At 64.6% G+C, this 21,469-nt stretch carries 17 protein-coding genes; 11 read left to right on the forward strand and 6 right to left on the reverse strand.

Annotated features, from left to right (window positions below; genetic code table 11):
- The first annotated feature begins 18 nt into the window (after nucleotides 1-18).
- Entirely contained in the window at nucleotides 19-906 is an 888-nt protein-coding gene (locus FJQ89_RS02930; RefSeq protein WP_141168968.1) for a LysR family transcriptional regulator, read from the forward strand.
- Here the strand turns inward: FJQ89_RS02930 and FJQ89_RS02935 are convergent, their stop codons facing one another.
- Nucleotides 907-1,989 (reverse strand): ATP-binding protein, encoded by a 1,083-nt coding sequence (locus FJQ89_RS02935; RefSeq protein ID WP_141168969.1) that lies wholly within the window; start codon nucleotides 1,987-1,989, stop codon nucleotides 907-909. It lies immediately after the preceding gene.
- Complete coding sequence (locus tag FJQ89_RS02940) at nucleotides 1,989-2,735, reverse strand: response regulator (protein ID WP_141168970.1); 747 nt, start codon at nucleotides 2,733-2,735, stop codon at nucleotides 1,989-1,991. Before FJQ89_RS02940 ends, FJQ89_RS02935 begins: the two co-directional genes overlap by 1 nt.
- Before the next feature lie 163 nt (nucleotides 2,736-2,898).
- Between FJQ89_RS02940 and FJQ89_RS02945 the strand changes: the two genes are divergently transcribed.
- From FJQ89_RS02945 to FJQ89_RS02980, 8 genes are all read left to right on the forward strand, one after another.
- On the forward strand, nucleotides 2,899-4,035 hold the full coding sequence (locus FJQ89_RS02945; protein ID WP_243136385.1) for an efflux RND transporter periplasmic adaptor subunit: 1,137 nt from the start codon (nucleotides 2,899-2,901) through the stop codon (nucleotides 4,033-4,035).
- A 33-nt stretch (nucleotides 4,036-4,068) separates the two neighbouring features.
- A complete protein-coding gene (locus FJQ89_RS02950; RefSeq protein WP_141168972.1) occupies nucleotides 4,069-7,215 on the forward strand; it encodes an efflux RND transporter permease subunit in 3,147 nt (1,048 codons plus the stop codon).
- Nucleotides 7,215-8,585 (forward strand): efflux transporter outer membrane subunit, encoded by a 1,371-nt coding sequence (locus FJQ89_RS02955; protein ID WP_141168973.1) that lies wholly within the window; start codon nucleotides 7,215-7,217, stop codon nucleotides 8,583-8,585. The genes FJQ89_RS02950 and FJQ89_RS02955 overlap by 1 nt, the downstream gene beginning before the upstream one ends.
- A 45-nt stretch (nucleotides 8,586-8,630) precedes the next feature.
- Nucleotides 8,631-8,975 (forward strand): hypothetical protein, encoded by a 345-nt coding sequence (locus FJQ89_RS02960; RefSeq protein WP_141168974.1) that lies wholly within the window; start codon nucleotides 8,631-8,633, stop codon nucleotides 8,973-8,975.
- Nucleotides 8,976-9,076: 101 nt separating this feature from the next.
- On the forward strand, nucleotides 9,077-10,357 hold the full coding sequence (locus FJQ89_RS02965; RefSeq protein ID WP_141168975.1) for an arsenic transporter: 1,281 nt from the start codon (nucleotides 9,077-9,079) through the stop codon (nucleotides 10,355-10,357).
- Nucleotides 10,358-10,402: 45 nt separating this feature from the next.
- Nucleotides 10,403-11,032, forward strand: a complete 630-nt coding sequence (locus FJQ89_RS02970; RefSeq protein WP_141168976.1) for a Rossmann-fold NAD(P)-binding domain-containing protein — start codon at nucleotides 10,403-10,405, stop codon at nucleotides 11,030-11,032.
- Between the two features lie 47 nt (nucleotides 11,033-11,079).
- A complete protein-coding gene (locus tag FJQ89_RS02975; protein WP_141168977.1) occupies nucleotides 11,080-11,529 on the forward strand; it encodes a GNAT family N-acetyltransferase in 450 nt (149 codons plus the stop codon).
- Between the two features lie 163 nt (nucleotides 11,530-11,692).
- Nucleotides 11,693-12,982, forward strand: coding sequence for a glycosyltransferase (locus FJQ89_RS02980; RefSeq protein WP_141168978.1), 1,290 nt, complete (start codon nucleotides 11,693-11,695; stop codon nucleotides 12,980-12,982).
- On the opposite strand, the gene FJQ89_RS02985 is transcribed toward FJQ89_RS02980, so the two are convergent.
- The 4 genes from FJQ89_RS02985 to FJQ89_RS03000 all read right to left on the reverse strand — a co-directional run bounded on the left by FJQ89_RS02985 (nucleotide 12,979) and on the right by FJQ89_RS03000 (nucleotide 16,473).
- On the reverse strand, nucleotides 12,979-13,920 hold the full coding sequence (locus FJQ89_RS02985) for a DUF2145 domain-containing protein (protein WP_141168979.1): 942 nt from the start codon (nucleotides 13,918-13,920) through the stop codon (nucleotides 12,979-12,981). The two genes, FJQ89_RS02980 and FJQ89_RS02985, sit on opposite strands and share 4 nt — an antisense overlap.
- 8 nt (nucleotides 13,921-13,928) lie before the next feature.
- Nucleotides 13,929-14,360 (reverse strand): hypothetical protein, encoded by a 432-nt coding sequence (locus FJQ89_RS02990; RefSeq protein WP_099764075.1) that lies wholly within the window; start codon nucleotides 14,358-14,360, stop codon nucleotides 13,929-13,931.
- A gap of 92 nt (nucleotides 14,361-14,452) precedes the next feature.
- Entirely contained in the window at nucleotides 14,453-15,286 is an 834-nt protein-coding gene (locus FJQ89_RS02995; protein ID WP_243136386.1) for an HDOD domain-containing protein, read from the reverse strand.
- A gap of 89 nt (nucleotides 15,287-15,375) precedes the next feature.
- A complete protein-coding gene (locus tag FJQ89_RS03000; RefSeq protein ID WP_141168980.1) occupies nucleotides 15,376-16,473 on the reverse strand; it encodes an acyl-CoA dehydrogenase family protein in 1,098 nt (365 codons plus the stop codon).
- A gap of 382 nt (nucleotides 16,474-16,855) precedes the next feature.
- Here FJQ89_RS03000 and FJQ89_RS03005 point away from each other — a divergent pair, with 382 nt between their 5' ends.
- Entirely contained in the window at nucleotides 16,856-19,192 is a 2,337-nt protein-coding gene (locus tag FJQ89_RS03005; RefSeq protein WP_141168981.1) for a dynamin family protein, read from the forward strand.
- Nucleotides 19,193-19,202: 10 nt separating this feature from the next.
- Complete coding sequence (locus FJQ89_RS03010; RefSeq protein WP_168208344.1) at nucleotides 19,203-21,464, forward strand: dynamin family protein; 2,262 nt, start codon at nucleotides 19,203-19,205, stop codon at nucleotides 21,462-21,464.
- Nucleotides 21,465-21,469: the final 5 nt, after the last annotated feature.

A 21,469-nucleotide genomic window follows, 5' to 3' on the forward strand; every position in this document is an offset into this window, starting at 1 on the left:
TGAATTTTTTCCTCAATAATGGCTGACCTCAACGAATTGACGGCCTTTGCCGCCGTCGCCCGCCTGCGCAGCTTTCGCCAGGCGGCCCTCGAACGGGGCGTATCCGCCTCCGCCCTCAGCCATGCGCTGCGCGCGCTGGAAGAGCGCCTGGGCGTGCGCCTGCTGAACCGCACCACGCGCAGCGTCACGCCCACCGAGGCGGGGCAGCAGCTCCTGGCGCGGCTGGCCCCGGCCATGCGCGAAATCGACGATGCCTTGCTGGACTTGAGCGCCTTGCAGGATGTGCCCGCAGGCAAGCTGCGCCTGAACGTGCCCCGTCCGGCCGCGCGGCTGCTGCTGGCGCCCATGCTGGCCGGTTTCGTCGCCCGTTATCCGCGCGTGCAGGTGGACGTGGTCACCGATGACGGCATGATCGATATCGTGCGAGATGGTTTTGATGCGGGCATCCGCTTTGGCGAGCAGGTGGCGGCCGACATGATCGCCGTGCCCGTGGGGGCGCCGCAACCGTTCGTGGTGGTGGCGTCGCCCGCTTACCTGGCGGCGCATGGCGCACCAAATACGCCGCGCGACTTGCTGGCGCATGCCTGCATAGGCCGGCGTTTTCCCAGCGGGCGCCAGTATGCGTGGGAGTTCGGGCAGGAGGGGGATGCCGTCAGCATCGCCGTCAGTGGCCCGCTGGTGTTCGACGACGATGCACTGATGCTGTGCGCGGCGCGCGATGGCGCGGGTCTGGCGTATGTGTACGCGGCCGATGCGCGCGCCGATCTCGCGGCGGGGCGCCTGGTGTGCGTGCTGCAGCGCTGCTTGCCGCCGCCGTCCCGTTACTTCCTGTACTACCCGAGCCGGCGGCAGATGCCGGCCGTCTTGCGCGCCTTTGTCGACATGCTGCGCGCGCCGGCGATATAGTCAGGCGGCCGGCACCGCCCCATGCTCGACCGGCCACTTGATGGTGAACAGGCTGCCGCCCGCCTTGCCACGCGTGCAGGCGGCGCTGCCGCCGTGGGCGCGCGCGATGGCTTCGACCACGGCCAGGCCCAGGCCGCTGCCCGCATGCAGGTCGCCGCCGTCGCTGTCGCCGCGGCGAAACGCCTCGAATACATGCGGCGCCAGTTCCTCGGCAATGCCGGGGCCCGCATCCTCGACGCTCAAGTAGTACTGGCCAGCCTGCACGCGGGTGCGCACGCGCAGCAGGCCCGGATGCGCATAGCGGCGCGCGTTGTCGAGCAGGGCCAGCACGATTTGCCGGATGCGCGCCGCGTCGCAGCAGACGGGATGGTCGGACAGCTGCAATTGCAGGCTAAAACCGGCTGCCTCCATTTCCGGCGCCAGCAGGCGGCGCACTTCCTCGATTTCCAGGGTCAGGTCCGTCCACGCCATGCGCAGCTGCATGTAGCCGCTGTCGGCCAGGCTCAGGGTGCGCAAATCCTCGATCAGGCGGCCCAGGTCCTCGACTTGCGCCAGCAGGCTGGAGAACGGTACTTCCTCGGGCTTGAAGACGCCATCGACGACGCCTTGCAAGGTGCCGCGCAGGATGGTCACGGGCGTGCGCAATTCATGCGCGATGGCCGCATTCCACGTTTCGCTTTCCTTGGCCGCCCGCTGCAGGCGCTCGGCCATGCTGTTGAAGTCATCGACCAGCATGGCCGTCTCGCCCAGGCTGCGGTCGCCCGCGAAGGCGCGCGCGGAGAGGTCGCCATGCGCCACGCGGCGCACGCTGTCCATCACGGAATTGATCGGTTTGAGGATGCGCGAAGCGAGCTTGATGGCGAAAAAGGCCGCCAGGCCCAGGCCGAAGATGGTGATGGCGAAGATCCACAGCCATTCGACGGTGCTGGGCGACCAGTCGTCCGGCTCGGACAGCATGTTGGGGTCGATCTTGAAGGCGACGGCAAAGAAGATCCATGAGCCCATCCAGATGATCAGGATGCTGCTGACCATCAGCACGGACATCGACAGCACGATCTGCCGGTTCAGGCCCGTGAAGCGCATCAGTCGCTTTCCAGCCGGTAGCCCACGCCGCGCAGGCTGGCCGGCATGTTCATCACGCCCGCTTCTTCCAGCTTCTTGCGCAGCTTGCTGACGTGGCTGTCCACCGTGCGTTCCATCGAATTGCTCTCGGGCATGCACGACTCCAGCAATTCCAGGCGGCTGCAGACGCGGCGCGGCGTGCGCGCCAGATGCGCCAGCAGGCGGAACTCCGTCAAGGTCAGGCTCAAGGGCACGGGCGCGCCTTCGCGCAGCACGCTGGCCACATACGTTTCCTGGTCGATCTCGATGGGGCCGCAGCGCAGGCGCTGGCCGCCCACCGGATGGTGGCGCACGCGCGAGCGGCGCAGCACGGCCGCCACGCGGGCCACCACTTCGGCCGGATTGAAGGGCTTGATGATGTAGTCGTCGGCGCCCACGCGCAGGGCGGCCAGTTTATCGGCATCCTGGTCGCGCGCCGTCAGCATGATGACGGGCGTCTCGCCGCGCCGCCGCACTTCCGCCAGCACGCCCCAGCCATCGACTCTGGGCATTTGTACGTCGAGCAGCAGCAGGTCCGGCGCCAGCGCCAGGTGCTGCTGCAGCGCTTCCTGGCCATCGACGGCGAAAGCCGTGCGGTAGCCGTCGCGCTCCAGGTAACCGGCGAGGATGCGGGCGATTTGCGGTTCATCTTCGGCGATCAGGACGAGGGCGGAAGGCGGCGTGGTGGCAAGGAAGGAGGGCTGGCTGGCGCTGTGATGATAGTTCATCTAAATAGTCTAGCATTCTTCGCTCTCTCCATCGAATCTCCACATTTCTTTGACGAAACATCCACCTTGACCTTTTATGCTGCGCGTATCTGTCGACCGGACCGCCGGTTGGGATCAGTCATAGAGAAAAGTCATGCCAGTAAAGTACCTCACCAGGAAAAACATGTTGATCGCCGCGGCACTGCTCAGCCTTGCCGCCTGTTCCAAACCCGCGCCGGAGGAAGCGGCCACGCCACCGGCTTCCGTGACGGTACTCAAGCTGCAAGCGGCGCCCGTGGTCCTCAGCGATGAATTGCCGGGCAGGGTGGCGGCGTTCCGCACGGCCGACATCCGCCCGCAGGTGGGCGGCATCGTGCTGCGCCGCCAGTTCGAGCAGGGCGCCGAGGTGCAGGCGGGGCAGAAGCTGTTCCAGCTCAACCCCGCGCCATTCCAGGCGGACGTCGATTCGGCCGCCGCAGCCCTGCAGCACGCGGTGGCCACGGCGAAGCGCGCCAGCAGCCAGGCCGACCGGTTAAAACCGCTGGTGGAAGCGGACGCCATCAGCCGCCAGGCGTATGACGATGCCGTCGCCCAGCGCGAGCAAGCCGTGGCCACCGTGGCGCAGGCGCGCGCCAGCCTGGCGCGGCGCCGCCTGGACCTGGCCTTTGCCAGCATCGAGGCGCCGATTGCCGGGCGCATCGGCTCCGAACTGGTGACGGAAGGCGCGCTGGTGGGCCTGGCCGATGCCACGCCGATGGCGCGCATCCAGCAGATCGACAAGGTGTATGTCGACGTGCGCCAGCCGGCCGCCGCGCTGGCCGCGCTGCGAGCCTCAGGTTCGGACAGCAACGGCGGCGCCGACAAGCTGCCCGTGACCATCCTGGGCGCCGACGGCCAGCCGCATCCCGTCACGGGCCGCATCCTGTTCTCCGGCATCAGCGTCGATGCGGGCACGGGCGACGCCGTCATCCGCGTGCTGGTCGACAATCCGCAGCGCCAGCTGCTGCCGGGCATGTTCGTGCGCGCCCGCATCGCGCGCGCCGTGCAAGCGCATGGCGTGCTCGTGCCGCAGCAAGCCGTCTTGCGCAGCAGCGATGGCCAGGCGCAGGCCTGGGTGCTCGATGGCACGCATAAAGCCAGCCTGAAACCGATTGCCGTGAGCGACGTGGTCGACCATCAGTACGTGGTCAACGGCGGCTTGAAGGCGGACGACACCGTCGTCATCGAAGGCCAGGAACGCTTGCAGCCGGGCGCCACTGCCGCGCCGCAGCCGTGGAAGCCGGCTGTCGTGGCAACGGCGGCTGCCGCCAAGGCCCGTTGATGCACACTTTGAATACAATGAAAGCTTAACGACATGCCTCAATTTTTCATCAACCGCCCCGTCTTTGCGTGGGTGGTGGCGGTCTTCATCGTCCTGTTCGGACTGATCGCCATACCGCAATTGCCGATTGCGCGTTTTCCTTCCGTGGCGCCGCCCAGCGTCAGCATCAGCGCCAACTACCCTGGCGCCACGCCGCAAACCATGAACGATTCCGTGGTGGGCCTGATCGAACGCGAGCTGTCGGGCGTCAAGCACCTGCTGTATTTCGAGTCGTCCACCGATACCTCGGGTTCGGCCTCGATCAGCGTCACCTTCCAGCCCGGCACCAACCCTGAAATGGCGCAGGTGGACGTGCAGAACCGCCTGAAAGCCATCGAGCCGCGCCTGCCGCAGGCCGTGCGGCAAAATGGCTTGACGGTGGAATCGGCGTCGTCCGGCTTTTTGATGATCGTCAGTTTGATCTCCGAGAATGGCCAGCATGATGAAGTGGCGCTCGGCGACTACCTGGCGCGCAACGTGACGGAAGAACTGCGCCGCATTCCCGGCGTGGGCAAGGTGCAGCTGTTCGGTTCCGAGCGGGCCATGCGCATCTGGGTCGATCCGGCCAAGCTGGTGTCGTACAACATCGCCATGGGCGAGCTGACGGCCGCCATCGCGCAGCAAAATGCGCAGATCGCGCCGGGCCGCCTCGGCGATTCGCCCGCCGTGGAAGGCCAGCGCGTGACCATTCCGCTGACGGTGCAGGGCCAGCTGCAAACGCCGGCCGAATTTGCCGCCATCGTGCTGCGCGCGAATGCGGACGGCTCGAAAGTGACCATCGGCGACGTGGCGAAGGTCTCGCTGGGCGCGCAAAGCTTCAACTTCAGCATCCGCGAAAACGGGCAAGCCGCGTCGGGCGCCGCCATCATGCTGTCGCCGGGCGCCAATGCCGTGCAGACGGCGGCCGCCGTGCGCGCGCGCATGGCCGAACTGGCGCACACCATGCCGGCCGGGATCAAGTATTCGGTGCCGTTCGATACGGCGCCGTTCGTGAAAATCTCGATCGAGAAGGTCATCGTCACCTTGCTCGAAGCGATGGTACTGGTGTTCCTCGTCATGTACCTGTTCCTGCAAAAGATACGCTACACCCTGATTCCCGCCATCGTCGCGCCGATTGCCCTGATGGGTACTTTTACCGTGATGCTGCTGGCCGGTTATTCCGTCAACGTGCTGACCATGTTCGGCATGGTGCTGGCCATCGGCATCATCGTCGATGACGCCATCGTGGTGGTGGAAGCCGTCGAGCGCCTGATGGCCACCGAAGGCTTGTCGCCGAAGGAAGCGACGTCGAAAGCGATGCGCGAAATCACCGGTGCAGTCGTGGGCATCACGCTGGTGCTGACGGCCGTGTTCATCCCGATGGCGCTGGCCAGCGGTTCCGTGGGCGCCATCTATCGCCAATTCACGCTGGCGATGGCCGTGTCGATTTTGTTCTCGGCGTTTCTGGCCCTGACCCTGACGCCGGCCCTGTGCGCCACCATGCTCAAACCCATCGGCCCGCACGATCATGACAAGAAGGGCTTTTTCCTGTGGTTCGACCGTTGTTTTGACCGCATGACGGCGCGCTATGAAAAGGGCGTGGTGGCGATGCTGAAACGCGCGGGCCGCTCGATGGTGGTATATGGCGCCATCGTCGCGGCGCTGGGCGTGGCCTTCATGCAGCTGCCGTCGGCCTTCTTGCCCGAGGAAGACCAGGGCTATTTCATCACCTCGATCCAGCTGCCGTCGGACGCCACCATGGAGCGCACGCTTGATGTCGTCAAGCTGTACGAGCAGCACGTGGCCACGCGGCCCGGCATCGAGGTGAACCAGTCGATCCTCGGCTTCAGCTTTTCCGGCGCGGGGCCGAACGCGGGCCTGGCGTTTACCATGCTGAAGGACTGGAAACAGCGCAATGGCGCCACGGCGCAGGAAGAAGTGGCGCTGGCGCAGGCCGCCATGGCGCAGGCGAAGGAGGGCGTGATCATGAGCCTGATGCCGCCCGCCATCGATGAACTGGGCAATTCGTCCGGCTTTTCGCTGCGTCTGCAAGACCGCGCCGGCCAGGGCATCGCCGCCCTGCAGGCGGCGCAGAACCAGTTGCTGGGCCTGGCCGCGCAAAGCAGCAAGGTGGCGGGCGTGTATCCGGACGGCTTGCCGCCCGGTGCCAGCGTGCGCCTCGATATCGACCGCACCAAGGCGGAAGCGCTGGGCGTGTCGTTTACGGCCATTGCCGACATGCTGACGGCGGCCATGGGCTCGACCTATGTCAACGATTTTCCGAATGCGGGCCGCATGCAGCAGGTGATCATCCAGGCCGACGCGCCGTCGCGCATGCAGCTCAACGACGTGCTGGCCCTGCGCATCCGCAATAACGCGGGCGGCATGGTGGCCTTGGGCGAACTGGTGCGTCCCGTGTGGAGCGAGTCGCCGCTGCAGCTGGTGCGCTACCAGGGCTATCCGGCGGCGCGTATTTCCGGCAGCGCGGCACCGGGCGTGTCGAGCGGCGACGCCATGCTGGAAATGGAACGGCTGGTGAAACAGCTGCCACCGGGCTTCGCGCTGGCGTGGACGGGCCAGTCGTTGCAAGAGAAGGAATCGGCGTCGCAGGCGCCGATGCTGATGGCGCTGTCGATGCTGGTGGTCTTCCTCGTGCTGGCGGCACTGTATGAAAGCTGGTCGATTCCCGTCTCCGTGATGCTGGTGGTGCCGCTGGGATTGCTGGGCGCGGTGCTGGCCGTGATGTTGCGCGGCATGCCGAACGATGTGTTCTTCAAGGTGGGCATGATCACCATCATCGGCCTGTCGGCGAAGAACGCGATTTTGATCGTCGAATATGCGCGCCAGTTGCAGGCGCAGGGCAAGGGCTTGGTCGAAGCGACGGTGGAAGCGGCCAGGTTGCGTTTGCGTCCTATCCTGATGACGTCCTTGGCCTTCGCCCTGGGCGTGGTGCCGCTGATGCTGGCCACGGGCGCCAGCGCCGAAACGCAGCATGCGATCGGCACGGGCGTGTTCGGCGGCATGATCACCGCCACCGTGCTGGCCGTGTTTTTCGTGCCCGTGTTCTTTGTCGTGGTGCTGGGCACCGTCGACAAGATGGGTAGCTATTTCAACAAACGCAGTAATCGCACCGCCATCAAGGCGGTGGAAGGAGAGTTGTGATGCGTTTGATTTTTATCACGCCGCTGGCCGCGCTGGCCTTGTCGGCCTGTTCATTGACGCCGCCGCTGGTCAAGCCGGCGCCGCCCATTCCCGCCAGTTACGAGGCGACGCCGTCATTCGCAGCCGGCAGCGCCGCCGATCTGGGCTGGCGCCAGATGCTGCTCGATGCGCGCCTGCAGCGCCTGGTCAGCCTGGCGCTGGAAAACAACCGCGACTTGCGCGTGGCGTCCCTCAACGTGGAAGCCGTGCGGGCCCAGTACCAGATCCAGGATGCGGGCCGCTACCCGGCCATAGCCGCGAATGCGGGCGGGGTGCGCCAGCGCGGCGCCGATGCTACTGTTCAAAACACGTTCACGGCCGGCATCGCCATGAGCGCGTTCGAAATCGACCTGTTCGGCCGTCTGCGTTCGCTGTCGGATGCCGCGTTTGCCCGCTACCTGGCCACGCGGCAGGGCCAGCGCGCCGCGCACATGGCCCTGATCGGCGCTGTCGCCGATGCCTACCTGGAACAGCGGCTGGCCGAGGAACAGCTGGCGCTGGCGCGGCAAACCCTGCTTGACTGGCGCCAGGCCTTGCTGCTGACGCAGCGCCTGCACGGCGCGCAGCAGGGCAGCGGCCTGGACGTGGCGCAAGCGCAAGGACAGGCGGCCACGGCGGAAGCGGACGTGCAGGCGCGCGAGCGGGCCAGCTTGTTGGCGCGCAACAACCTGGAATTGCTGCTCGGTGCGCCGCTGCCAGCGGACTTGCCCGCTGGCCGGCCGCTCGATGGCCAGCCCGTGCTGACGCAGCTGCCACCGGGCCTGCCGTCGGACTTGCTGGCGCGCCGGCCCGACATCTTGCAGGCCGAATATGCGCTGGTGGCGGCGAATGCGGAAATCGGCGCCGCCCGCGCCGCCTTTTTCCCGCGCCTGTCCTTGACGGCGCAGCTGGGCCTGGCCAGCCCGGAACTCGGTGACTTGTTCCGTGGCAGCGCGCGCAGCTGGTCGTTTGCGCCGCAGGTGACGCAGCCGCTGTTCCAGGGCGGCCAGCTGCGCGCGGAACTGCAACTGTCGAGGCTGCGCAAGGACGTGGCCGTGCTGCAATACGAGCAGGCGATCCAGGCGGCCTTCCGCGACGTGCGCGACGGCCTGGCCGGCAGCGCCACGTATGCGCAGCAGATCGATGCGCAAGAACGCGTGGTGGTGGCGGCGCAGCAGCGCCAGCGGCTGTCGCAGCTGCGATACAATGCGGGCCAGGACAGCCGGCTGGAATTGCTCGACGCGCAGCGCCAGTCGTATGCGGCGCAGCAAACCCTGCTCGACGCGCGGCGCGACCAGTTCAAATCGGCCGTGGCGCTGTACAAGGCGCTGGGGGGAGGGCTGGAGGAGTAACGGTGCCGCTCAGGCCCTGGCATGTGGCTCATTTTAGGAGAAAGAATGCGAGACAGCGATCTTTTAGGCAAGATCAACGACGGTGTATTTTTTGAAAAAATCTTTGGGCCAGAGCGCGATTGGGATGCGGCGCTCGATGCCAGGGACGCCATCGCATTCGATACTGCCTGGCGCGAGAGCTGTGACAAGCTCCCGCAAGACGATGCCGCGACGGCGCCGGTGAGGGAGGCCGCCTTCAAGGCGGTTTTCCGCTTGACGGGCAACCCGGACCTGGCCGCCTACGTCTCCGACGATTTCGGCCTGATCGCCCAGGCCCGCTTGCAAGCTGCCGATATCGCCTTCATCGACAGCTTGTGGGATTGCTATGCGCGCGGAGAGTTTCCCGCGTAGCAGGCGCGCAAGGATGTGATAGCACTGATCCGACATTGGTTTAATTCAATATTTCCAGTATTATGGAATGATTAAATGCACCAGTGACCGGAACTGACACCATGCTCATCGCTTTCCTGATCTTTCTCGCCACATTAACCCTGGTCATCTGGCAGCCGCGCGGCCTGGGCATCGGCTGGAGCGCCGTCATCGGCGCTGGTGTCGCCTTGCTGGCCGGCGTCATCCATTGGGGCGACATCCCCGTCGTCTGGCATATCGTGTGGAACGCCACCGGCACCTTCATCGCCGTGATCATCATCAGCCTGCTGCTCGACGCGGCAGGCTTTTTCGAATGGGCCGCCTTGCACGTGGCGCGCTGGGGCGGCGGCAGCGGCAGAAAACTGTTCGTGCTGCTGGTCTTGCTGGGCGCGCTGGTGTCCGCCGTGTTCGCCAATGACGGCGCCGCGCTGATCCTGACACCCATCGTCATCGCCATGCTGCGGGCCTTGAAATTTTCCGCCAGGGCCACCCTGGCCTACGTCATGGCGGCCGGCTTTATTGCCGACACGGCCAGCCTGCCGCTGGTGGTGTCGAACCTGGTGAATATCGTCTCGGCCGATTTCTTCAAGATCGGCTTTGCCGAGTACGCTTCCGTGATGGTGCCCGTCAACGTCGTCGCCGTGGCCGCCACCCTGGGCGTCTTGCTGCGCTTCTTCCGCCAGGATATCCCGCGCGATTACGATGCCTCGCAACTGAAGCGCCCGGACGCCGCCATCCGCGACTTGTCCACCTTCCGCGCCGGCTGGCTGGTGCTGGCGCTGCTGCTGGTGGGCTTTTTCTCGCAGGAACACCTGGGCGTGCCCATCAGCCTGATCGCCGCCGTGGGCGCCGCGCTGCTGCTGGGCGTGGCGGGCAAGGGCCACGTGATTTCCACGCGCCACGTGATCCGTCATGCGCCGTGGCATATCGTCGTCTTTTCACTGGGCATGTATCTGGTCGTGTACGGCTTGCGCAATGCGGGCTTGACGGCGTACCTGACGGGCATGCTGAACCACTTTGCCCAGTATGGCGTGTGGGGCGCGGCCATGGGCACGGGCGTGCTGACGGCCTTGCTGTCGTCCGTGATGAACAACCTGCCGACGGTGCTGGTGGGCGCGCTGGCCATCGACCCGACGACGGCGCAGGGGGCCGTGCGCGAAGCGATGATCTACGCCAACGTCATCGGCAGCGACCTGGGGCCGAAGATCACGCCGATCGGCAGCCTGGCCACCTTGCTGTGGCTGCATGTGCTCGACAGCAAGAACATCCACATTTCCTGGGGCTACTATTTCCGTGTCGGCATCGTGCTGACCGTGCCCGTGCTGCTGCTGACCCTGGCGGCACTGGCGCTGCGCTTGTCCTGAGTTCCGTGTATGGTGGTGGCTGACAGCAACTTGAACTGGAAAGCCATGAAATTACTTCTCGTGGGCGCCACCGGCCTGGTGGGCCGCGAAGTGCTGCGCCTGGCGCTCGCCGACACGCGCGTCAGCACGGTGGTGGCGCCCGTGCGCAAGGCCTTGCCGCCCCATGCGAAACTGCATGCACCCCTTGTTGATTTCGATCAATTGCCGCCCGATGCACCCTGGTGGCTGGCGGACGCCGTCATCTGCACCCTGGGCACGACCATGAAGGTGGCCGGCACGCGGCAGGCGTTCTTGCGTGTGGACCATGACTATCCGCTGGCCGTGGCGCGCCTGGCGCGGGCGGCGGGCACGCGCACATATGCGCTCAATTCGGCCGCCGGCGCCAACGCCGCTTCGCGCATCTTCTACAACCGCGTCAAGGGCGAGCTGGAACGCGACCTGGAGCAGCTGGGTTTTGCCTCGCTCACGCACGTGCGGCCGGGCCTGATCGGCGGCGAGCGCGACGTGGCGCGGGCGGGCGAGGGCGCCGCCTTGCGTCTGCTGCGCGTGTTGGGACCCGTGCTGCCGGCGCGCTGGCGCATCAATCCGGCGCCGCGCATCGCGCAAGCCCTGCTGGAAGCGGCACTGGCCGGCGCACCGGGCGTGCATATCGTCAGTTCGGAGCAGCTGGCATGAATGCGCATCGCCTATAATCGGCGTTCATGTTCATTTGAGTACGGAAAATGGAAACAGTACGTCCTTACGCGGCCAGCGACCGCGACGCCTGCCTGGCCCTCTTCGACGGCAACACGCCGCGCTTTTTCGACCCGTCCGAGCGCGCCGGCTTTGCCGCCTGGCTGGAAGCATCGGCGCAGCCGTATCTGGTCATCGAACGCGACGGTAACATCGTCGCCTGCGGCGGCCATGCGCTGGAGGCGGGTGGCACCGTCGCCAGCCTGTGCTGGGGCATGGTGGCGCAGGACGTGCATGGCCAGGGACTGGGCCGCGCGCTGACGCAGGCCCGCCTGGACGCCATCCGCGCCATGCCGCAGGTGGCCAGGGTCACCATGAATACCAGCCAGCATACGCAGCAGTTTTATGCACGCTTCGGCTTCGAGCCCGTGAAGGTGACGCCGGACGGCTTCGGGCCCGGCATCGACCAGTGGGACATGGTGTTGCAACTGCCGGTGTAGTCATTTCAGGCAGGTATGGCGTCAAGCAGCGCTCAGATACTGATTGAAATGCTAACGTTCATCGCTTACCATCGTTGAATGTTTCAACTAGGAAAGATTTCCATGCACCCTACGTTCTTGTCTGATTTTGCATTGCACACCTGCACCAGGCACGGAGGGCGGCATGGCTGATGGCCATCTGACGCCAGCGCCGCTCGTCATCGTTGCCAGCAACGGCACCGGCGGCGACATGCAACCGTTTATCGCGCTGGCGCAGGCCTTGCAGCAACGGGGGCGGCGCGTGCTGCTGCTGGTGCCAGGCTGGCAGGAAGCGGCGGCGCTGGCCTCAGGGCTGGCGTATCGCACCTTCGGCACGCAGGAAGAGGGGCAGGCCATGCTGGGCGATCCGGGCCTCTGGGATGAGCGCAAGGGCTGGGGCGTGGTGTGGCGCGGCCTCGTGCCGCACCTGGGCGCCGTGCGCGACGTGGTGCAGGGCTTGCAGGGCGGTGAAGAGTGCGTAGTGCTGTGCCACCCCTTCCTCGTGCCGATGGCCGCCCTGGCGCGGTCAGTGCGCCCGGACCTGCGCATCGTCGCGGCGTATCTGGCGCCATCGAACCTGTGCAGCAGCCATGATTTCCTGGCGGCCGGCTCGCTGCGCATTCCCGCCTGGGTGCCGCTGGCCTGGCGCCAGGCCCTGTGGCGGCTGCTCCACCGCAGCATGGTCGACCCGGTGCTGCTGCCTGGCCTGAACGGGGCGCGCGCGCAGCACGGACTGCCGCCCGAAGCGCATTTTTTTGCGCACATGCTGGCCGCGCCGGATGCCTCGCTGGGGCTGTTTCCCACCTGGTTCGCCGCCCCGCAGGCGGACTGGCCAGCGCATTTCGTGCAAACTGGTTTCCTCGGCGCCGCCCCGCATGGCGCTGCGGCGCTGCCGCCGGAGCTGGAACGCTTTCTGGGCGAGGGCGAGCCGCCCATCGTATTTACGCCCGGTACCGGGCACCAGCACGCGCAGCGCTATTTCAGCATCGCCCTGGAAGTGTTGCGGCGGCTGGGACGGCGCGGCCTGTTCCTCACGCCCCATGCGGCGCAGGTGCCGCAACACTTGCCCCCCAGCGTGATGTGGCAGGCGCACGTGCCGTTTGCGGCGCTGTTGCCGCGCGTGGCGGTAGTAGTGCACCACGGCGGCATCGGCACCAGCGCGGACGCTTTCCGCGCGGGCATCCCGCAACTGATCGTGCCGTTCGCCTACGACCAGTTCGACAATGGCTGGAGGATCAAACGGCTCGGCGTGGGCGATGTCTTGCTGGCCAGGCGTTTGTCGGCCGGGCGCATGCAACGGCAGCTGGCGCGCCTGCTGGCCGCGCCCGAGGTCCAACTGGCTTGCGGCGAGGTAGCCCGCCGGATGGGGCAGGGATTGGCGCCAGCACACTTGCTCGATCAGGTCGAAGCGGCGCTGGCCGCCCAGACTGCTTAGGGAATGTTGTGCGGCGTATCGTCGAGGGCGATGATGCGGTCGTTCGGGCCGGGCACGCAGCCGTCGGCGATGGGGTCCCAGCCCCGGTGCACCACCACCTGCTTGCCGTCGTGGCATATTTCCACGCGCTCGCTGGCGGGCAGGCGCTGGCGCGCGAACGCTTCCAGGCTGGCCGGCAGGCTCACTGCCAGCTGCATCGTGCCGATGGCCTCGGGCGGGTGGTCGTCCATGTGCACCAGGGGCACGAAGATCGATCCCAGCATCAGCCAGCGCGCACCCACGTCGACGGCAGCGGGGTTGTAAGGCGCGGCGCGCAGCCAGTCCTGGGCGCGCGCGCGCAAATCGCTGCCGGCGGCCAGTTCGCCCCAGGCCGAGGCCAGCAATTCCACCACCCACTGATTGCAATTCTGGTATTTCAGGCTGAATGCATAGGCGTTGGCGCTGTAGCGGCCCGCCAGCAATTGCTGCACGCGCACGGGGTCGAGCAGGGCACGGCGCAGGGGCGGTACGGTTTCCGCCGGCAGTTTCACCAGCGAGATGTAGCCGAGCGATGGGTTTTCCGTGCCCATGGCGAAACCGGCCGTGCCCTGGTCGAAGATGCGCGGGCGGCCTTCGTCGCAGGCGTAGTACAACTGGCGCGCGGACCAGCCGCTGTCATTGTCGTGGCGCCAGGCCAGCGCCGCGTGCGAATAGCGGATGCCGAAGCGGGCCAGGTCCAGGCCGGAGCGGCTGATCAGCGCCACGCTGCCTTCGCTGGCGGCCAGTTCCTCGCGCACCACGGCGGCAAAGCGCAACAGGCGATCCTGCTCGGTTGCCGTGAGTTCCTGGGCGCGGTCGCAAAAACGCGATGAGGCGAGCGAAGTACCTGCCTGGGCGGCGCCGGCCACGGCCAGCGCGGCGCAGCCGGCCAGCAGTCGCGCCAGCTTGCGCAGGGTCATACCTGGAATCAAAGGCTGACGGGACGCGTGGCCATTTCGCCGTACCAGTCGTCGGCCAGCACCAGGAAGAAGGCGGCGCGCGTGTCGTTGCGCGAAAATTCGATGCCGTAGGCGCGGTTTTGTGCATGCACCACGTCGCCCTGCGCCAGCTGTTGCTTGTCGAGCGCCGCTTGCGGCAAGTCCAGCACCAGCGGCGTTGCCGTGGCGTCGGCTTGCATGGTCAAACGCGTCATGCCGTCGCGGCCCGGCAGGGCGGCCACGTCGATGATGCGGTAAGGGCCATTGGCCACCTTGTTGTCGCGCGAGGAGCTGTTGCTCGAACCGTTGAGCGAATCGGAAATGCTGCCGCTCGACTGGGAGCCGGCGCTGGAGGCCGAGGAAACGAAGCTGTCGGCGTTGGCGTTGCACGCCATGGTCAAAGCTGCGGCCAGGCCGAGCATGCGTAGGGAGGTAGTCAAGGCAGTTTTCCAGTGCACATCAATGAAAGCGGGCCGGGTCCATCCCGGCCTGCGCCATGATAGCAGATCGGCTATCAGCTGAGCAGTACCTCGATCAGGCCCTTCGCTTCGGCCGACGGCTGCGTGCGCAGCACCTGCAGCACGGGATCATGCTCCAGGTAGGCTTGCAGCGGCGCGCTGACGGTGACGCTGGCCTGTGGCAGCGGCGAGGGCACGGGCGCCAGCGCCTTGGCCAGCAGCAGGGTGTCGCGCAAGCCTTCCGGTGGCAGCATGATGGTCGAGCCGGGCAAGGCGTTGACGGCATCGGCCACGGGCAGCGGCACATTCAGCTGGCGCATCAGCGCGCGGCCGATCACTTCCAGCGTTGACGCCATCTGCGTTTCCAGCTGGGCGTACAGGCCCGGGGTCTTGTCGGCCTGGGCCAGCATGTAAAAGCCGGCCACTTCATGCACGATGCCGGCGAACAGGGCCGTATCGGCATCCGTGTGCGTGACGGCGCCTGCCAGCGCGTGCGCCAGCGCCGCCACGTGCACGGTGTGCGCCCACAGCTGGGTGGCCCGGGCGCGCAAGGCCTCGTCGCGGATGCCTGCGTTCAGCTGGCGGATGACGGCCGCCGTCGCCAGCGCATACAGGTTGCGGTGCCCCAGCCGCTCGACGGCGGCGCGCACGCTGGTGATGGCGGGCGCCTGGCCGGGCGCGAACAGGGCCGAATTGGCCAGCGCCACGGCGCGCGCCGACAAGGTCGGTTCGCACAGCAGCAGGCGGCTGATGTCCGACGAGTGGCAATCGGGATTGGCCAGTTCCTTTTGCAGCAGCAGGGCCGTATTGATGCTGGTGGGAAATGCCAGGGTTTCCGTTTCGGCGCTGGCCAGGAGTTGTGCTAGGCTGCTGAGCGTGTTGACGTGCATGGATAGGGGAGCGAGAAGTAGCAATGCCCCCATATTATCAGGCAATCCGGCCCGCATGGCGTCCGGCAGCCGTTTCATCGATGGGCCTGTCAGGGCAGCAGCAATGCATGCTGGCTGGCCGTGTGAAAATCGCGCCACACGCGGTTAATGGTGCTGTCTTCGCGGGCCGCGTACAGGCCGCAGTACGGATACAAGCCATCGACGGCTGAGCGTGCGGCGGCCACCAGGGCCAGCGAAGCGGCCTGCACGGCCTGCATGGTGTTGTCGTCCAGCAACGCGCCGCCTGCCACCGTTGCCCAGCTATCGTCCAACACGGCGTAAAAACGCACGCGGGCGGCGCTAAATGCGTCTTTCTTGTCTTGCAGCATGGCGGCCACTTCCGGCACGTCCAGCAGCGGCAAGCCGGCGCGCGCATGGCGGCGGTGGCGCATGCATTCCTCGGCCAGTTGCATGAAATGCCCGGCCATGCCGGCCACGTTGGCGGCCAGGGTCACGTAGGCCAGTGAATAGAAGGGGTAGCGGTACAGGGGACCGTCGGCCGTTGCGGTGGTCGCATCGATGGTAAAACCGTGTTCCTTGGCAAGCCATTTTGCGTCGATGCGGTAGCTGTGCGAGGCGCTGGCGCGCATGCCGAGGCTGTTCCACGAGGGCAGCAGTTGCACCAGCGCGGCTGGCACGAGGAAGGCGCGGATGCGCGGCTGGCCTTGCGCATCGAGCAGGGGCTGGCCATCGCGCTGCAGCCGGGCGTTCAGGGTAAAGTGGGTCGCCATGGGCGCGCCGCTGGCGTAGTCCCAGCTACCGGTGATGCGGTAGCCGTCGCCTTCTTCCTCGGCAAAACCGGTGGCTGCGCCGCTGCCGCCCAGGCAGACGCGCGGTGTGCCGATGATGCTGCGCGCCATGTCAGGCGCCAGAAAGCCCGCGAACCAGCCCGCGCCCGCGCACAAGGTCAGCACCCAGCCCATGCTGCCGTCGACGGCGGCCACGGCTTCTTCCAGGCGCACCACTTGCGGCAGGGGCAGCTCGGCGCCGCCCGCGCTGCGCGGCGCCAGCATCGTCAGCCAGCCGCGCCGGTGCAGCAAGGCCTGCTGGGCCGGATGCAAAAAGCGGGCGGCGTCGGCCGCCGGCGCATGGCGCGCGATGCGGTGCGCGTCGCGTGCGGAAAGGGTAGCAATGGCAGCGTGCGGCATGGGTAAAGTCCGGCAATGGCAAAGGCGGGCATTTTCGCACAGCGGGGCCGTTTGCAGGCATGCGCCGTGCCCCTTTATCGCACCGTAGCATTGATCACTGCTCAACTTGACGCTGATTAAAAACGCTATTCACCTCGGCGGCAGCGGAATTGAGTAGTTCCCTTGCCATTGTTAATGGCTGGCGTGGAGATACCTTTATTCTCGATGTGCCATTGATTATTGGTTAAATTCTGGATTTTTACGATAGTGCGACATTAGTTGTCGCAGTACGTTTTATCTTATTAATTCTTCCGATGGGGGATGTTGGTTAGTTTCTGCCTGGAAAATATCGTTACAATATGCTTCGACGATTTTTCTGGCTCATATAAAGGCTATTTCAAGAATGAATTCATCTGTCAATGCCATTGAAAATGCAGCAATCAGTGCTGGCTTGCACTCCCGCCAGGAACGGATTCAAGAGGCGCAAGTTTTATTGCAGCGTACGCAGTCCATATTTGAACGGTTTGGCGGTGATGAATTGAAAAGTTCGCATGCCAAATTTGCTGAATTAAGCCGTTCACTGGAGGCTGACCGCAACGTGATGCTGGTATTCGTTGGTGAATTCTCGCGTGGGAAGTCCAGTCTGGTGAATGCACTGCTGGGTATCAAGTTGCTACGCCATGCACAAGAGGCGACTACGGCAATTAATACTTTTGTGCGCGCTTTGCCAGCAGGACGCACGGAACGGTTTATTCGCGTGCATTTTGTCGATGGCCAGTCGGCGCAGGAAATTGCATGGACGGATGCCAGCGCGCTGGAGCGCTGGAGTACTGAACTTGATGCACTCAATGCGGATGCCCGCTTATCTGTGGATCGCATCGAGATTTTCATGCAGCATCCCTTGCTCGATCTAGGGCTGGTATTGATCGATACACCAGGACTGGAATCGATGGTGCAGCACCATGAAGAAATCACGCGTCGCGCCATTGCGGAAGCGCATATTGCGGTATGGGTGCAAAGTGCGTTGCAATTGGGTGCGAATGCTTCTGAATGGAAATTTGTCGCCGGTACACTGCGCAAGGACTTCAGTAAATTCATTACGGTCGTGAATATGTGGGATGTCATCCTGGACACGCCGGAGGGTAAGTCCGAAGCCATGTCCGATGCCACACTTTCCGATTTGAAACTGGAACATGTGCGTGCCAACTTCCGCAAACAGTTGCATGATCAACCCGAAGCTGAACTGGCATTGATGACCGATCAGCAGCACTTGATGGGTGTCAGCGCCGCCTGGGCGCTGTCCGACGATGAGCATAAGCGGGCGCGTTCCGGTGTCGATTTGTTGTCCAAACGGATCAGTGACATGTTCTGCAATGGTGAGGCGCTGGAACAGATCTATCTGAAACCGCTGAAGCAGTTGGCGCACATTCAAGAGCAATTGTCGGAACGCATAGCCACGGAGCAGAGGCAACTGGCCTCGACGGACACAGAGGAGCAGCGCGCGCGCGATCTGGCGCTGCTGGACGAAGAAATCAAGAATCTGGAACTGGAAATGCGCACCCTGGCGAACGGGTCGGCAGTGGAGCATACGCGTGCCGCCAGGCACCGGGCCAGGGAAATTGAACATCAGTTGATCGCCCCGCTGGCCAATTTGAAGGCTCAGGTTGAAATTCACCTGACCGTTGGCTACATCGAATCGCAGGTCGCCAAGAAGGTCAAGAAGATAGGCTTGCCTGCCAATGTGGCGCGTGAGTTTGAGGACGTCGTCGGTACGGTGAATCAGCTGTGGCAAAAAGAACGGCAGTTGCTGGCCGAAAGCCTGGAAGGTTTGCGCGCAGAATATGAAAAAAGTATGGCGCAGCACGCGAAGCAATTGAATACGGCGCTGGGGGAGATGCATATCACTTTGCCCAAGCTGGACGTGGGGTTTGATCTGGACTTGTCCCTGATCGAGGACCATCATGCGCAAGCGCTGGAACTGGAGCAGACCATTGCCGAGCGCGAAGATGAACTGGAGCGCTTGAGACTGAAAGTCCAGCAAAATGCGCCGAACGAGCGCGATATTGAGATGGCACGCATAGCCCTGGAACGCGCTGAAAGCCAGCTGGACAGGCTCGGTGGGCAACCAGCGCCACGTACGGGGAACAAGAGTGTCAAGCGTAGCGGCGGGATGTACAGCAGTGATCGCCATGAAAATGAAGAGTATCTCGATTACAGCAATGTTAATTCATGGAAAGAGGATTTGGCGCGCCAGCAAGAAAACCTTGTTGACAAGGCCGCTCGAATGGAGTTCATCAAGCAACAGGAGTTACAAAAAACCGGCGTGCGCCTGTCTGCCGAGGCGGCACTGCGCAAGTATGAAAAAGAATTACAGACGTTCAACCGCAAGAAACAGGCGGCCGAGCAGGCACGCCAGGACGAGCAGCAGCATCTGGTTTCGGCAACCTTGGCGCAGTTGACGGCCGCTACCGTTGGCCAGTTGCAGCAGCGCATTTCTTATCTGCAAGAACATGTCAGCGGATCCGTACAGCAACTTTACGATAATCAGCTGGCCTTGCTGCACAGTTGCGTCAGCGAACAATTTGTCGAGCCCTTGAGCGACAAGCGCACCCAGCGAGAATCCGTGCATCAATTGTTACAACAAGGGCAAGCCGATGTGGTGCGCCGCGAACAGCAGTTACAGGCGGCGCAGCAGGAACTGGCGCAGTTGGTACAGCAAACCCAGGCCACAGGCCGCTGAGGAAACCACGATGGACAAAATTCAAGATACGCTAGTGCAACTGGCGCCGTTGTTGCCAACCGACTTGCAAGAGCAGGCCCGCGAACTGGCTGCATCCAGGCTGGTGGCCAGTGCGCCGCTGCAATTGGTCGTGCTGGGCGGTTTTTCCGTTGGCAAGAGCAGTTTGTTAAATATGCTGATGGGCGAGGCCTTGCTGCATACGGCGCCGGAAGAAGCGACGGCGCTGCCGACGTTTATCGAGCACGGCGCTACGCTGTCGATGGCACTGGTGGGGCCGGATGGCAGTACCTTGCCGCTGGATCTCGATGGTTTTCGTCAGGCGACCTCGCAGGCGCCGGACGGTGCGGTCTGCGCCACGCTGGCGCTGCCGCTGGAATGGTTGCGCGATGTGACGGTGGTCGACTTGCCTGGTCTGGGCAGCGTGTCGGCGGCCCGCCAGGAATACACCGCGGCCCAGGTGCAGCAGGCTGACGCGGTGCTGTATCTGCTTGAGCCGCGTGGGCCAACACGGCAGGATATGGAAGCATTGCGCATCGTGCGCCAGTACGGCAAGCGGGTAAAAGTCGTGGTCACGCGCTGGGATATGGTGGTGAACAGTGTGGCGCAAGGCGAGAAGGCGCCGGACCTGGGGCGCTGGTCAGAGCAGATCAAAGCTGAAACGGGTCTTTGCGTGGACTTGCAATGCGTCAGCGTGCACGGACTGGGGCGCGAACAATTGTTGCAATTCGTGGCGCAATCGCGGCAAGAACTGTCCACAATCCGCTTGCAACGTTTCCGTTCGGAAATGCGACCGCTGCTGGAGAACGCGATGGGCAGCAATGTGCAGGCACAGCACGCCTACCAGTTGCGGTCGGAAGATGCCGTGCGCCGCGCGCATGCGGAGGTACTGGAGAAGAAGCAGCAACTGTATGTCATGAAGACCGAGCTGTATGCGCGCCAGAAAGAGGAGACCATACAGCTTGAGCGTGATGCGGATGATGCCGCCACACGCCGCCGGCAGGCGCTGCAGCGGCAATTGCAGCAGTTGCTGCAGGTGCAGGCGGACAGTGGCGTGGTAGTGGACTGGGAGCACTTTGGTCTGCAGGGCGGCGAGCAGTTGCGCGAAGCGCTCGCGGCGCTGGCCGTTGATTTCAGCTCGCGTTCGGTGGCTTATGGCGCATTGCAGCTGCCCGATGCACAGGTCAGCAGCTTCAACTTGCGCCTGCCCGTTCCCGTCGCGGTGGATGTCAGCACTTTTCTCGAGACGGGGAAATTGTTGCAGCTGCAGCAGGCCTTATCGGAAAAGCAGCAGCTCGTCCTGGCAACGGAAAACCAGCTGCAGGCCTTGCCCAGCGTCGACCTTGCTGCCGACGAGCTGCAGCTCCATACGCTGGCGCAGCAACGGCGATACGTGATCGAGGAGCCGCTGGCGCGCGTCATCGAGCGTACGGAGGGCAACGGCGGTGCGCAGTTGGGACGCTTTTTTGGCGAGATTGCCGATCTGGCATTGATATGTGTCAACCCTGCGACCGTTGGCGCCAAGGTAGGGGCATTGGTTGGCCAGGGTGTCAAGATTCGTAACGTGGTCGTCAAGGCCCAGCAGATCAGCAAGATCGTCACGGAGACAACCAAAGTGGCGCAGGCGATCCGTACCGGCGATCCGCACCCGAACATTCCGCAACCCATATTGCAGAAACTGGGTGCGCTTGAGGTTCTTTCGCTCGCTTACTGGGGCGAGCGGATCGGCAATGCCTGTGGCGGTGCACCGAGCGAACGCAGCGTCGTCGATCCGCAGGCGCTGGCGGAGCAGCGGCGCGCAGTGGCCGAGCTGGATGCCGGACTGCAGCTCGCACGCAACGAATTGGTGCGCAAGGAACGTCTGGCCAGCGAGCGCGAGTTGACTGGTTGGGCGCTGGAGCAAAGCAACAAGGAAGCACTGCGCCTGCAGCAGGAAATCAGCGAACTGACCGTGCTGCTTGATGCACGCGCGGAACAGGCGCGGCAGGAAGCCCATGTGCAGCATCAGCGCACTGTCTTGCTGGCATTGGAGCGCGCTGTCGGCGATTGGCTGCGCAGCTACGAGCAGCAGGCGGCGGGCATGCAGCAATTGCTGATGGGCAAGGTGGATGCCTACTGGGCGCAGCATGTCGAATCGGCGCTCGCCGCCAGCCTGGAGCAGTTGCAGGTCCAGCTGGCACACCTCGATGCGGCGCCGCAGGAACGCGCGCTGGCGCTCACACAGTTAGAGCGTGAAGCGCAAGGCATCGAGACGGCGATCGCGGCGCTGGCATGAGTGAG

Source organism: Janthinobacterium tructae (assembly GCF_006517255.1).
In the GTDB taxonomy this organism is placed as follows: Bacteria; Pseudomonadota; Gammaproteobacteria; order Burkholderiales; family Burkholderiaceae_D; genus Janthinobacterium; species Janthinobacterium tructae.

Bases quoted from the DNA above. Each gene is read 5' to 3' on its own strand.
- FJQ89_RS02930 (WP_141168968.1), top strand. From the start codon at position 19: ATGGCTGACCTCAACGAATTGACGGCCTTTGCCGCCGTCGCCCGCCTG.
- FJQ89_RS02940 (WP_141168970.1), bottom strand. From the start codon at position 2,735: ATGAACTATCATCACAGCGCCAGCCAGCCCTCCTTCCTTGCCACCACG.
- FJQ89_RS02960 (WP_141168974.1), top strand. From the start codon at position 8,631: ATGCGAGACAGCGATCTTTTAGGCAAGATCAACGACGGTGTATTTTTT.
- FJQ89_RS02965 (WP_141168975.1), top strand. From the start codon at position 9,077: ATGCTCATCGCTTTCCTGATCTTTCTCGCCACATTAACCCTGGTCATC.
- FJQ89_RS03005 (WP_141168981.1), top strand. From the start codon at position 16,856: ATGAATTCATCTGTCAATGCCATTGAAAATGCAGCAATCAGTGCTGGC.
- FJQ89_RS02945 (WP_243136385.1), top strand. From the start codon at position 2,899: ATGTTGATCGCCGCGGCACTGCTCAGCCTTGCCGCCTGTTCCAAACCC.
- FJQ89_RS02980 (WP_141168978.1), top strand. From the start codon at position 11,693: ATGGCTGATGGCCATCTGACGCCAGCGCCGCTCGTCATCGTTGCCAGC.
- FJQ89_RS02995 (WP_243136386.1), bottom strand. From the start codon at position 15,286: ATGCACGTCAACACGCTCAGCAGCCTAGCACAACTCCTGGCCAGCGCC.
- FJQ89_RS02975 (WP_141168977.1), top strand. From the start codon at position 11,080: ATGGAAACAGTACGTCCTTACGCGGCCAGCGACCGCGACGCCTGCCTG.
- FJQ89_RS02990 (WP_099764075.1), bottom strand. From the start codon at position 14,360: ATGCTCGGCCTGGCCGCAGCTTTGACCATGGCGTGCAACGCCAACGCC.
- FJQ89_RS02935 (WP_141168969.1), bottom strand. From the start codon at position 1,989: ATGCGCTTCACGGGCCTGAACCGGCAGATCGTGCTGTCGATGTCCGTG.
- FJQ89_RS03000 (WP_141168980.1), bottom strand. From the start codon at position 16,473: ATGCCGCACGCTGCCATTGCTACCCTTTCCGCACGCGACGCGCACCGC.
- FJQ89_RS02955 (WP_141168973.1), top strand. From the start codon at position 7,215: ATGCGTTTGATTTTTATCACGCCGCTGGCCGCGCTGGCCTTGTCGGCC.
- FJQ89_RS02950 (WP_141168972.1), top strand. From the start codon at position 4,069: ATGCCTCAATTTTTCATCAACCGCCCCGTCTTTGCGTGGGTGGTGGCG.
- FJQ89_RS03010 (WP_168208344.1), top strand. From the start codon at position 19,203: ATGGACAAAATTCAAGATACGCTAGTGCAACTGGCGCCGTTGTTGCCA.
- FJQ89_RS02970 (WP_141168976.1), top strand. From the start codon at position 10,403: ATGAAATTACTTCTCGTGGGCGCCACCGGCCTGGTGGGCCGCGAAGTG.
- FJQ89_RS02985 (WP_141168979.1), bottom strand. From the start codon at position 13,920: ATGACCCTGCGCAAGCTGGCGCGACTGCTGGCCGGCTGCGCCGCGCTG.